The organism is Curtobacterium sp. BH-2-1-1 (assembly GCF_001806325.1).
GTDB lineage: Bacteria > Actinomycetota > Actinomycetes > Actinomycetales > Microbacteriaceae > Curtobacterium.
Map to the genome: position 1 here is coordinate 1,295,975 of NZ_CP017580.1, position 12,557 is coordinate 1,308,531.

Annotated in this window: 9 protein-coding genes; 5 read left to right on the forward strand and 4 right to left on the reverse strand. The window is 70.0% G+C overall.

The genetic code is table 11. The features are described 5' to 3' along the window. Positions 1-359 precede the first annotated feature (359 nt). From mmsA to BJK06_RS05980, 3 genes are all read left to right on the forward strand, one after another. Positions 360-1,883 carry a multiple monosaccharide ABC transporter ATP-binding protein gene (gene mmsA, locus BJK06_RS05970; RefSeq protein WP_181015175.1) on the forward strand — a complete coding sequence of 508 codons (1,524 nt, stop codon included), beginning with the start codon at positions 360-362 and terminating at the stop codon, positions 1,881-1,883. Further along, positions 1,880-3,172, forward strand: coding sequence for a multiple monosaccharide ABC transporter permease (gene mmsB, locus BJK06_RS05975; RefSeq protein WP_070417112.1), 1,293 nt, complete (start codon positions 1,880-1,882; stop codon positions 3,170-3,172). The genes mmsA and mmsB overlap by 4 nt, the downstream gene beginning before the upstream one ends. A 78-nt stretch (positions 3,173-3,250) precedes the next feature. Further along, positions 3,251-4,357, forward strand: coding sequence for a sugar-binding protein (locus BJK06_RS05980; RefSeq protein WP_070417113.1), 1,107 nt, complete (start codon positions 3,251-3,253; stop codon positions 4,355-4,357). Between the two features lie 122 nt (positions 4,358-4,479). Here BJK06_RS05980 and BJK06_RS05985 read toward each other — a convergent pair whose 3' ends face one another. The 3 genes from BJK06_RS05985 to dcd all read right to left on the reverse strand — a co-directional run bounded on the left by BJK06_RS05985 (position 4,480) and on the right by dcd (position 6,078). Then, a complete protein-coding gene (locus BJK06_RS05985) occupies positions 4,480-4,857 on the reverse strand; it encodes a DUF86 domain-containing protein (protein ID WP_070417114.1) in 378 nt (125 codons plus the stop codon). Continuing rightward, entirely contained in the window at positions 4,854-5,369 is a 516-nt protein-coding gene (locus BJK06_RS05990; RefSeq protein ID WP_083295096.1) for an XRE family transcriptional regulator, read from the reverse strand. Before BJK06_RS05990 ends, BJK06_RS05985 begins: the two co-directional genes overlap by 4 nt. A 121-nt stretch (positions 5,370-5,490) precedes the next feature. After that, positions 5,491-6,078 carry a dCTP deaminase gene (gene dcd / locus BJK06_RS05995; RefSeq protein WP_070417116.1) on the reverse strand — a complete coding sequence of 196 codons (588 nt, stop codon included), beginning with the start codon at positions 6,076-6,078 and terminating at the stop codon, positions 5,491-5,493. Positions 6,079-6,166: 88 nt separating this feature from the next. On the opposite strand from dcd, the gene BJK06_RS06000 reads away from it, so the two are divergent. Continuing rightward, positions 6,167-7,258 (forward strand): GNAT family N-acetyltransferase, encoded by a 1,092-nt coding sequence (locus BJK06_RS06000; protein ID WP_070417117.1) that lies wholly within the window; start codon positions 6,167-6,169, stop codon positions 7,256-7,258. An 82-nt stretch (positions 7,259-7,340) separates the two neighbouring features. Beyond that, positions 7,341-9,386, forward strand: coding sequence for a cytochrome c oxidase assembly protein (locus BJK06_RS06005; protein WP_070417118.1), 2,046 nt, complete (start codon positions 7,341-7,343; stop codon positions 9,384-9,386). Between the two features lie 69 nt (positions 9,387-9,455). Here the strand turns inward: BJK06_RS06005 and BJK06_RS06010 are convergent, their stop codons facing one another. After that, positions 9,456-12,389: an Ig-like domain repeat protein gene (locus tag BJK06_RS06010; protein WP_070417119.1), complete on the reverse strand. Its 2,934-nt coding sequence runs from the start codon at positions 12,387-12,389 to the stop codon at positions 9,456-9,458. Between the last annotated feature and the right edge of the window lie 168 nt (positions 12,390-12,557).

Genomic DNA, 12,557 nt, shown 5'->3' on the forward strand with positions numbered 1-12,557 from the left:
TCCAGGCCGTCATCGACCCACCCGGGTACCCCAACGCGGGGGACGTGCGGTGCCCGGTTCCGCCAGATCACGCGGCCCGTTACACAAACGCGACCAAACCGAATTGACAGGCGCGCCGATCGCGTGCGTAGTATTACCTCCGTTCCGCCGATGTGAACGGTCACATGACCGTCACGACGCGGGACTCCGGACGCGACAACGAAGTCCACACAGGCCTCCTGTGCCCTTCGTCGCCGCTCGCAGAACCACCCGAAGGACTGCCGCATCGCAGCGGCAGAAGGAGATGCACCGTGGCGTCAACCCCGATCGACACCGGCCTCGAGACCCGGTCGATCACCGCACCCGAGACGATCCTCGAGATGCGCTCGATCACCAAGGAGTTCCCTGGTGTGAAGGCGCTGTCCGACGTCTCGCTCAGCGTCCGTGCCGGCGAGATCCACGCGATCTGCGGCGAGAACGGCGCCGGCAAGTCGACCCTCATGAAGGTCCTGTCCGGCGTCTACCCGTACGGCACCTACGACGGCGAGATCGTCTTCGAGGGCGAAGAGGTCCGGTTCAAGGACATCAAGCAGTCCGAGCAGTCCGGCATCGTGATCATCCACCAGGAGCTCGCGCTGATCCCGGAGCTCTCGATCACCGAGAACCTGTTCCTCGGCAACGAGCCGGGCAAGTTCGGCGTCATCGACTGGACGAGCGCCCAGCTCCGTGCACAGGACCTGCTCGCCCGCGTCGGCCTCGCCGACGACCCGGACACGCAGATCAAGAACATCGGCGTCGGCAAGCAGCAGCTCGTCGAGATCGCCAAGGCCCTGCACAAGGACGTCAAGCTCCTCATCCTCGACGAGCCGACCGCGGCGCTCAACGAGAACGACTCGCAGCACCTCCTCGACCTCATCGTCGGGCTGAAGGCCAAGGGCATCTCGAGCATCATCATCAGCCACAAGCTGAACGAGATCGAGCAGATCGCCGACGAGATCACGATCATCCGCGACGGCAAGACCATCGAGACGCTGAACGTCAAGGGCGACGGCGTCAACGAGGACCGCATCATCCGCGGCATGGTCGGCCGCTCGCTCGAGAGCCGCTTCCCGGACCGCACCCCGAAGATCGGCGAGACCTTCTTCGAGGTCCGCGACTGGACCGTCCAGCACCCGCTCGATTCCTCGCGCCTGGTCTGCAAGAGCTCGAACTTCCACGTGAAGCGCGGCGAGATCGTCGGCTTCGCGGGTCTGATGGGCGCCGGCCGCACCGAGCTCGCGATGAGCATCTTCGGCCGCTCCTACGGCACGTGGCTCGGCGGGCAGATCATCAAGGACGGCGAGGAGATCAAGGTCACCAACGTCCAGCAGGCGATCGAGCACGGCATCGGCTACGTCTCCGAGGACCGCAAGGCGCTCGGCCTCAACCTGCTCGACACGGTCAAGCGATCGACCGTCGCGGCCGACCTGCAGAAGATCTCGAAGGCCGGCGTCGTGGACTCCCTCGAGGAGTACAACGTCGCCGAGAAGTACCGGAAGCTGCTCCGCACGAAGGTGCCGACCGTCGAGGAGAACGTCGGCAAGCTCTCCGGCGGCAACCAGCAGAAGGTCGTCCTGTCGAAGTGGATGTTCACCGACCCGGACATCCTCATCCTCGACGAACCGACCCGCGGCATCGACGTGGGCGCCAAGTTCGAGATCTACGGCATCATCCAGCAACTCGCAGCCGAGGGGAAGGGCATCATCCTCATCTCCTCCGAGCTCCCCGAACTCCTCGGCCTCTCCGACCGGATCTACACGATCTTCGAGGGCCAGATCACGGCCGACATCCCCTCGGAACAGGCCGATCCAGAAACGCTCATGCGCAGCATGACCTCCGCGCGGAAGGGCGCTCTCGTCTCATGAAGAACCTGAAACTGCTGTTCGGCAAGGGCAACAGCATCGGCCAGTACGGCATGATCATCGCGTTGATCGCGATCGTGATCTTCTTCTCGATCACGACCAAGGGCCTGATCCTCGAGCCGACGAACGTCATCAACCTGTTCCTGCAGTACTCCTACATCCTCATCCTCGCGCTGGGGATGGTGATGGTGATCATCGCCGGCCACATCGACCTGTCGGTCGGTTCGGTCGCGGCGTTCGTCGGCATCATCGTCGCGCAGTCGATGTCCGTGTGGCACTGGCCGGCATGGGCCGCGATCATCCTCGGCCTGGCCGTCGGCGCCCTCGTCGGTGCCTGGCAGGGCTTCTGGGTGGCGTTCGTCCGGGTCCCCGCGTTCATCGTGACGCTCGCCGGTCAGCTCATCTTCCGCGGTGCGAACCAGATCATCGGCCAGTCGACCTCGGTGCCGACCCCGGACTCGTACAACGCCATCGGTGCCGGCTACCTCGGTGACTTCGGCCCGGACTTCGGGTACTCGAACGGCACGCTGCTCATCGGTCTGGCCACGATCATCGCCCTGATCGTCATCGAGGCCCGTGGCCGCTCCCGCCGCAAGAAGATGCAGGCCGAGGTCCCGCCGCTGTGGGTGTCGATCGTCCGCACGGGCGTCCTCGTCGCCGTCACGCTCGTCGCGACCTACCTGTTCGGCGCCGGCCCCGTCGGTACCTCGATCCCGATCGTCGCGATCATCCTCGGTGTCCTCACGATCATCTACGGCTTCATCACGAAGAACACGATCTTCGGTCGCCAGGTCTACGCGGTCGGCGGCAACGCGAGCGCCGCGGTGCTCTCCGGTGTCAGCGCCCGCAAGGTCAACTTCTTCGTCATGGCGAACATGTCCGTGCTCGCCGCGGTCGCCGGCATGGTGTTCGTCGGCTACTCGAACGCCTCGGGTCCGGCTGACGGCACCGGCTGGGAGCTCGACGCGATCGCCGCCGTGTTCGTCGGTGGCGCCGCGGTCGCGGGTGGCATCGGCACGATCTCCGGGTCGATCATCGGTGGCCTCGTGATGGCGCTCCTGTCGAACGGCCTCCAGCTCATGGGCATCGAGTCGAACAAGGTGCAGATCATCCGTGGTCTCGTCCTCCTCGTCGCGGTCGCCTTCGACGTCTACTCGAAGTCCCAGGGCCGCCCGTCGCTCATCGGCGGCATGATGCGGCAGTTCCAGAAGAAGGACACCGAGCAGAACACGGTGGCAGCCCAGCAGCCGCAGTCCATCCAGGACCAGCCGGACAAGGTCAACACCCAGTAAAGACGTGGCGCCCCGGGCTCCCGGGGCGCTCGAACCCCTCACCACAGCACCACCCCTCAACGAAGAGAAAGCACTCACATGCGCAAGAAGCTCATCGCCGGCATCGGCCTGGCGCTCGTCGCGGGCCTCGCCCTCAGCGGCTGCTCGGCTCGCGGCACCTCCGGCTCGGACTCGGGCTCGAGCACCGAGATCAAGAAGGGCGACCTCATCGGTGTCGCCCTGCCGGCCAAGACCTCGCAGAACTGGGTGCTCGCGGGCGCCGCGTTCGAGAAGTCGATCGAGGACGCCGGCTTCAAGGCCGACATCCAGTACGCCAACGCCGGCAACCCCGTCCCGGACCAGCAGTCGCAGATCTCGGGCATGGTCACCAAGGGCGCCAAGGTCGTCATCATCGGTGCCGCCGACGGTTCGCAGCTCGGCTCGCAGGTCAAGGCCGCCAAGGCGAAGGGCGTCACCGTCATCGCCTGGGACCGCAACATCCTGAACACCAAGAACGTCGACTACTACGTGGCGTTCAACAACTACAAGGTCGGCCAGCTGCAGGCGCAGGCACTCCTCGACGGCCTCAAGGCCGAGAAGGGTGACGGCCCCTACAACATCGAGCTCTTCGCCGGTTCGGCGGACGACGCGAACGCCACCGTGTTCTTCAACGGTGCGATGAACGTCCTCGAGCCGAAGATCAAGGACGGCACCGTCAAGGTCACGTCCGGCCAGGAGACCTTCCAGAAGGTCCAGACCAAGGGCTGGCTCGCGCAGAACGCCCAGTCCCGCATGACGGACCTCCTGTCGCAGTACTACTCGGGTGACACCAAGCTCGACGGCGTCCTGTCGCCGAACGACACCCTCGCCCGTGCGATCCTGACCGCGACGAAGGCCGCCGGCAAGCCGAACCCGGTCGTCACCGGCCAGGACTCGGAGACCGCGTCGATCCCGCTCATCATGCAGGGCACGCAGTACTCGACGATCTACAAGAACACCACCGAAGAGGCCCAGGCCGCCATCGACCTGGTGTCCGACCTCTCGAAGGGCAACAAGCCCGACACCAAGATCGACAAGACGAACAACTACAACGGCGTCAAGACGGTCCCGGCGATCGAGCTCACCCCGGTCCTCGTGACCAAGGAGAACGCGGTCGAGGCCTACAAGGGCAACGACACCCTCGAGGCACTCGCCAAGAAGGGCTGATCTCCCCGATCACACGACGACGGCCCCGTCTCGCTCCGGCGAGACGGGGCCGTCCCGCGTTCGCGGCGAGGGCACGGTCGGACGGGAGGCGCGGTCCGGGGCCGACCCGCGCCTCCCGTCCGTCACTGCGTCAGGTCCACTGCCCCTGCCGCGCCCCGACGGTCACCGCGCGCTGCGTGCGCGGCGCGCAGGCGGTGGACCGCCTCGCAGAGCGAGGGCACGTCCACCCGGGCCGTCCCGAACACGACGGCCGGCGTCGTGTCGAAGTACCGCCGGGTGAGGCGTTCGCCGAGGAGCGACACCCGCGACCACGGGATGCTCGGCTCGGTCGACGTCACCGCGCTCGGGAGCATCCGGACCGCCTCGCCGATCTCGACCAGTCGCATCCGGACCGCGTCGTACACGAGGCCCTCGGGCAGTGCGTCGTCGTCGACGTAGGCACGGATCACCCCGCAGGCACGGATCACGTCGTCGAGCCGGTCCCCGACGTCGCGGCTCACAGCGGCACCGCGTCCCGGACGGCGTCGGTCCCCATGCCGGCGGCGTCCACCACGTCCACCCGCACGCCGAGGAGCTGCTCCGCCTCGTCCTGGATCCGCATGAGCGCGAAGATGCCGAGTCCGGGGTCGAGGTCCACCATCAGGTCGACGTCGCTCGCCGGGCCGTCCTCGCCCCGGGCCACGCTGCCGAAGAGCCGGGGGTTGCGGCCACCGAGGCGCTGCACGATCGCGACGAGTTCCCGCCGTGCGGCCATCACCCGTTCGCGGAGGGGCGGCGGTTCCTCGACGGGGTGCAGGTCGATCGCGGCCGTGAACCCCGCTGCGAGCAAGAGCCGCTGCAGTGCGGCGAGGGACGGCTCGCGGCGTCCGTTCTCGTAGGTGCTGATGACGCTCTGCGTGACGCCGGCGCGGTCGGCGAGCTGCACCTGGGTGAGTTCGGCGCGGAGGCGGGCGTCCCGGATGAGCCCGGCTGCCGACACTGGCGGCGCGGGTCGTGGGAGTACTGCGGACATGGGGCCACGATACACAGAATGCGACATTTCTTTACGCACATCCTGCGGTTCGGAGTGCCGCGTCCAGAAGATTGCGACGGGCGATATCGCGGGCCGCGTTATGCCCAGCCAGCGGCGACCGTCAGGAGCGGCGGGAGACGTCCGTCCGCAGGAAGTTCTGCGCCGAACGGGACGGCGTCGGACCGCGCTGCCCCTGGTACCGCGACTGGTACTCGGCGGAGCCGTACGGCTTGTCGGCGGGGCTCGACAGCTGGAAGAAGCAGAGCTGGCCGATCTTCATGCCCGGCCAGAGCTTGATCGGCAGGGTCGCCACGTTCGAGAGCTCGAGGGTCACGTGCCCGGAGAAGCCCGGGTCGATGAAGCCTGCCGTGGAGTGGGTGAGGAGGCCGAGGCGCCCGAGCGAGCTCTTGCCCTCGAGCCGTGCCGCGATGTCGTCGGGCAGCGTGACGACCTCGTACGTCGAGCCGAGCACGAACTCCCCCGGGTGCAGGACGAACGCCTCGTCCGGGTCGGTCTCGACCAGCCGGGTGAGATCGGGCTGGTCGACCGCCGGGTCGATGTGCGGGTACTTGTGGTTGTCGAACAACCGGAAGAACTTGTCGAGCCGGACGTCGATGCTCGACGGCTGGACGAGCGAGGCGTCGTACGGGTCGAGGCCGATCCGGCCCTCGGCCAGCTGGGCGGTGATGTCGCGGTCGGAGAGCAGCACGCGACGAGCCTAGCGGCAGCGGAACGGCACCGGTAAGCTGCGAGGCTGCCCAGCGTCGGGCGGCGTCACACGGCCAGGAGGAACCGACATGACCGCGTACACCGTGCACGAACTCGACGTGCCCGCCACCATGGACGACGACGCCGCGACGGTGCAGGCCTTCCGCGACTGGGTCCGCGTGCAGAACGCCGCCGAGGTCGCCGTCACCCGGTTGCCCGAGATCCTCTGGACGCCCGAGGAACAGCTGCCGTACCTGCTCGACCCCGAGGCACCGAGCCGCCTCTTCGTCGTGCGCGATCCCGACGGCGACGTCGTGGCCGCCGGCTCCTACGACACCAAGCAGGCACCGGGGACCCCGAACTGCTGGATCGCGGTCGCCGTCGCGCCGGACCACCAGCGGCGAGGCATCGGCACGCTGCTGGCCGAGCACCTCGAGGGCATCGCCCGCGACGACGGTCGCACCCAGTGGAAGACGTACGCGGTGTCACGGCAGGTCGGGCCGGCGTCCGGACCGGGGTACCTCGTCCCGCCCACCGGCCACGGCGCCGTGCCCGAGGACGAAGCCGGCGCACGGTTCCTCACCGGGCGCGGCTGGCGCTTCGGGCAGGTCAACCGGATCAGCCGCCTGGCGCTGCCGGCCGACCACTCCGTGGTGCGCGAGCTCCACGACCGCGCAGCGGCCGCCGCCGGACCCGGCTACCGGGTGCACGCGTGGGCCGGGCCGACGCCGGAGCAGTGGCTCGACGGCATCGCGCTGCTCGAGACCCGGATGAGCACCGACGCTCCGGAGGGCGACATGGAGGAGCCGGAGGACGTCTGGACGCGCGAGCGCCTGCAGGAGCACGAGGCGCAGCTGCACCGCTCGCCGCGCACGATGGTCACGGTCGCGGTCGAACACCTCCCGACGACCACCTTGGCCGGTTTCACGCAGCTGGCAGTGCCGGACGCGGTGCACCAGCCGGTCATGCAGGGCGACACCCTCGTGCTGCGGGAGCACCGCGGGCACCGGCTCGGCTGGCTGCTCAAGGTGGCCGGGATCGAACGCGTCGAGCAGGACTTCCCGGGGCGACCCTCGATCATCACGTTCAACGCCGAGGAGAACCGCCCGATGCTCGACGTCAACGAGGCGGTCGGGTTCGTGGGCGTCGGGAGCGAGGGCATCTGGGAGCGCCGCGTCTGACGTCGTGACCTGAGGCGGGCCGCAGCCGGTGCGCGCGACGCACGCCGCGCCTCCAGGCCGACGCGCCTACGATTGGACGGTCATGACCGTCACGTCACCCGAAACCCAGCCAGGAGGCGCGGCGCCGGAATCGGCGCCCGTCACCGCGCGCACATCCACCGTCGCGACGGTCCTCGTCGTCGCCGTCCCGCTCGCGGTGGCGTGCTCGATCCTCGGGATGACGCTCACCGGCGCCTTCACCGCGAACCAGCAACTGGTGTCCGCCGGCGACCTCGTCGAGTACGGGCTGCCCGTCGCGCGCGTGGTGCACGACACCATGGCGGCGCTGACGATCGGCCTGCTCGTCGTCGCGGCGTTCGCGCTCCCGGCGCAGAAGAAGGACCACCGGGCGATGTCGAGCGTGCAGCACCGCGCCGCTCGCTGGGCTGCCGCGACGGGTTCGGTGTGGTTCCTCGCGGCCGTGGTGAGCATCGTGCTGACGGGCGCGAACACCCTCGGCGTCCCGCTGACGAACCCGGTGTTCGCGCGGAACTTCACCCTCTTCGCGTTCCAGGTCGAGATCGGGCAGGCGCTCGTGGTGTCGGCCGTGGCGATCCTCGTCGCGACCGTTGTCGCCGCCTTCGCCACCCGGGTGACGACGCTCGCGGTGGCGACGGTCGCCGGGCTGTTCGCGCTGCTGCCGCTCGCCCTGTCCGGGCACGCGGCCGGGTCGCTCGAGCACGCCAACGCGGTGAACTCGCTCGCGGTCCACCTCGTCGCCGTCTGCGTCTGGGCCGGTGGCCTCGTCGCCGTGCTCGTCCTGCGCACCCGGACGAAGGGCGCCACCGGGCGGGTCGTGTCGCGGTACTCGACGCTCGCGGGGTGGGCGTTCGCCGCGGTCGCGTTCTCGGGCATCGTGAACGCGTCGCTCCGCCTGACCGGCCCGCTCGACCTGTTCACGACGACCTACGGGTGGCTCATCACGGTCAAGGCCGCCATCCTCGTGCTGCTCGGGCTCGCCGGGGTCGTCCAGCGGCGGCGGCTCGTGCCGGGGCTCCTCCGCGCGCCGCTCGACCGCCGCGTGTTCGTGCGGTTCGCCCTCGCCGAGATCGTGTTCATGGCGATCGCCATCGGGGTCTCCGTCGCCGTCTCCCGCTCGCAGCCGCCGATCCCGCAGACGCCGGAGACCGGGGACGACACCCGCTCCGGACTCATCGGGTTCCCGTACCCGCCAGCGCAGACCGTGCAGACCTACCTGACCCAGTGGCACATCGACTGGGTGTGGCTGGCGCTCGCGGTGGTCGGGGCCGGCTGGTACCTGCTCGCCGTCCGGAAGCTCCGGAAGCGGGGGGACAAGTGGCCCGTCGGACGCACGATCGCGTGGCTGCTCGGGTGCGCGCTGTTCATCTGGACGACCTCGGCGGGGCCGGCGGTCTACGGGATGATCCACTTCTCGTCGCACATGCTCCAGCACATGCTGCTCATGATGTTCGTGCCGCTGCCGCTCGTGCTCGGCGGGCCGGTGCTGCTCGCGCTGCGGACCCTGCCGGTGCGGAACGACGGCTCGCGCGGTGCCCGTGAGTGGCTCATGCTCTTCACGCACTCGCGGTACATGCAGTTCCTCGCGAAGCCGGCCGTCGCCGGGGTGATCTTCGCCGGGTCCCTCGTCGTGTTCTACTTCACGCCCGCGTACGAGTACGCCATGCAGTCGCACGAGTGGCACGTGGCGATGATCGTGCACTTCGTCTTCAGCGGGTACCTGTTCTTCTGGGTGTTCGTCGGCGTCGACCCGGGCCCGAAGCGACCGCAGTACCCGATCCTCATCATCGCCCTGCTCGCGACCCTGGCGTTCCACGCGTTCTTCGGCGTCGCGGTGATGACGTCGGAGTCGGTCTTCGCGATCGACTGGTTCCACGCGCTCGGGCAGACCAACGACGCCGCACTCCTGGCCGACCAGCACACCGGGGGCGGGATCGCGTGGGGTGCGTCCGAGCTGCCGATGGTGTTCGTCGCGCTGCTCGTCGTGCGCAACTGGGTCAGGTCGGACACCCGTGACGCGAAGCGCCTCGACCGCAAGGCGGAGCGGGACGGGGACGCGGACCTCAAGGCGTACAACGAGCGCCTCGCCGCGATGCACGACCGCGACTGACGGGGACAGGGCCGTGCGCCGTGCGAGGTCGCACGGTGCACGGCCCTGTGGGTCGGCCCGACCTGCGTGCTACTCCGAGGCGTCCCGGGCAGCGCGGGTCCGGCGGACCATCAGCAGCACCAGGCCGCCGAGGAGCAGTGCGGCCGCGAGGCCGATGCCCGTGCCCATCGCGAGCGGCGACCCGGTGAACGCGAGCGCACCGGTGCCCGACCCGACCGGCGCGTGCGACGGAGTCGCCGCTGCGGTCGGGTCGGCGGTCGGGTCCGCTGCCGGGGTGACCGTGGCGGATGCGGCCACGACGACGACCTCGATCGTGGTGGTCGACGCCGCGAAGGACGCGTCCCCGCTGTAGGACACCGTCACGGTGTTCGTCCCGACGGGCAGCGCGTCGGTCTCGCAGCTCGTCTCGGGGAGCGTCGCCGTGCACAGGACGGTCCCGTCCGCCGCGGTGAAGGTCACCGTGCCGGTCGCGCCGGTCGGCAGGCCGGACGCACTGAGGCGGACCGTGGTGCCGACGACCGCGCGGGTCGTGTCGGTCGAGCCGACCAGCTCGGTCGGCTGCGCGGTCACGACCAGGTCGAAGGGGTCGCCCTCGGCCGGCTCGTAGTTGTCGTCGCCGCTGTACCGGGCGTGCACGCGGTAGGTGCCGCCGGCGAGGTCGGCGGGGACGTCGCAGGTCGTGTCGGGCAGGGTCGCGGTGCAGAGCACGGTGCCGTCGTCGGTGACGTAGTCGATCGTCCCGGTGGCGTCCTTCGGCACGTTCGGGCTCCCGAGCGTGGTGGTCTCGCCGTGCGTCACGGTCACCGTCGTGTCGGTGCCGGGGCCGGACGGGTCGGACGGTCCACTCGGGTCCGTCGGGTCGGACGTGCCCGGCGTGATGGTGGTCGCGGCCTTCCGGACGGTGAGGTCGACCGCCACGGCCGTGGAGCCCTCGTACCGACCGTCGCCCGAGTAGACCGCGGTCACCGAGTGCGTCCCGGCGGCGAGCCCGGAGACGTCGCAGCTCGTGGCCGGCAGGGTCGCCGTGCAGAGGACCTTCCCGCCGGCGCGGAACTCGACGGACCCGGTCGGTGCGGGCCGGTCGCCGTCGACGGCGTCGAGGCCGTCGACCGCGAGGGTCACGGACGCGCCGTACGTCGTGGACGCCGGCGTCGACGTCACGGTGATCGCGGTCGGGACCTTCGAGACGACGAGCGAGCCGTCACCCGTGGCCGAGGCGTGGTCGGCGTCACCCTGGTAGGTCGCGGTGATCCCGCGGGTGCCGACCGTCGAGGTCGGGACGTCGCAGGACGCGACTCCGGAGGCGAGCGTCGCGGTGCAGAGCACGGCGCCGGACTCGGTGTCCGTGAACACGACGGACCCGGTCGGCGTGGTCGCCCCGTCGGACTCACCGGAGGCGACGCTCGCCGTCAGGGTGGCGCGGTCGCCGACGACCGCTGCGGCCGCACCGACCGAGACGGTGCTCGACTGCGGCTGGACCTCGAGGGCACGGGTGACGGTCACGGCCTCGGCGTCGGTGGAGGCGACGACGGTGGAGACGGTGGCGGTGCGGGCGGCGCCGGACACCGTGTACGGGATCGTCAGCGTCGGCAGGACGGTACCCGGCGTGCGGTCCGCCGCGGCCTGGTCGCACGTGACGACCTGACCGGCGGCGGTGCAGCTCCAGCCGTCGCCGCTCGCCGTGGCGACGTCGGGCGTGACACCCGTCGGGAAGGTGGTGGTGGTGCGCACGAGCTGCGCTTCCGAGCCACCGTCGGCCGACACGGTGGGGGTGAGGGTGTACGTGCCCGAGCCGGCGTGCGCGACCTTCGCCGCGCCTCCCGTCTGGGCGGTCAGTACCGGCACCGGACCGGCGACGGTCGTGGTCTTGAGTGCGTTGACCTCGTGCACGTCGTTCGACCCACCGGTACCCGCGACCCATCCGTAGGTGAGCTTGTACGGGTACCCGGTGGTCTGGTCGACCCACGAGGACGGCACGCCCGCGACGTTGCTGCCGCCCTTCAGCGTCGGGAGCGCGCCGGCCAGGACCTGCCGGGTCCCACCGCTCGACGTGAAGACGACCTTGAACGTGCCGGGATCGACCGACACGTCCGTGTTCCCGGTGCCCTGCGCGCGCAGGGTCGAGGTCGTCGGGTTGATGACGATCTCGACGGGGACCTTCGCGGTGGTGCGGTCGGTCACCCCGGTCCGGCTGAGCGTGCCGTTGCCCGCGAGCGGGGTGCCCGCGGTCGTCGAGACGATGCAGTAGCCGTTCAGGCCGTTGCCGGGGCCCCGGACCGTGACGTTGTTCGCGTAGGCGGCAGCGGACGCGTCCGCGGTGCAGCCCGAGCCGCCGAACGCCTTGTTCGAGAAGTTGCCGAACCGGTCGAGGCCGACGCCGAGGTAGGCGTGGGAGAGCCCCGACGCCTTCGTGCCGATGGACGCGTTCTGGCTGTCGGTGATGCTCGCGCTGTAGCCCAGCGAGCCGCCGAGGTACCCGATCTTCTCGGGGACCTCGGGGTTGTACGGGTCGGTCGCGGCGAGGTAGAAGACGATCCCGTCCGCGCCGTTGCCGTTGTACTGGTAGCTGTGGAAGACGGCGTCGATGCCCTTGGTGATCGGGACCGACTGGCGGGAGCCGACGCCGCCGGCCTTGTCGCCCTGCGCGGTCGTCAGGCGGAGCGCCCCGTTGCCGCTGGCGTCACGGACCGAACCGGAGGCGATGCCCTTGCCGTCCGTGGTGCAGGTCGGGATGCTGCCGTCGTTGCTGGTGCCGGAGGCCGGGGCCGCGGTGAGGCACGCCTCGTTCGCCGCGCCGGACTGCGTGGACGGCAGGAGGTAGCCGTCGCCGACCGAACCGGTCGTGAACCCCTCGTTCACGAACGTGGTCTGCGCGGGAGCGGCGGCGGACGCGGTGGACGCACCCGCCCCCACGAGCGCGAGACCGGCGAGGCCGGCGACGACGACGCCGGAGAGGATGCTGCGAGCGCGCGCGACGGCACGCTTCTGGGGTTGTGTACGCACTGGAGCCCTGTTCAGTGAGAAGAGCGGTGCCGACGAGGAGCGTGCGCGCCCGGCTCGTCGGCTCGGGTCCTCACACCGTAGGGCCGGATCGGGTACCCGCGGGTCTCGAAACGACCGTTCGCACCACAACTGGGGACACGCCCGGGCCCGCGAGTCGCGTCGAGCGCT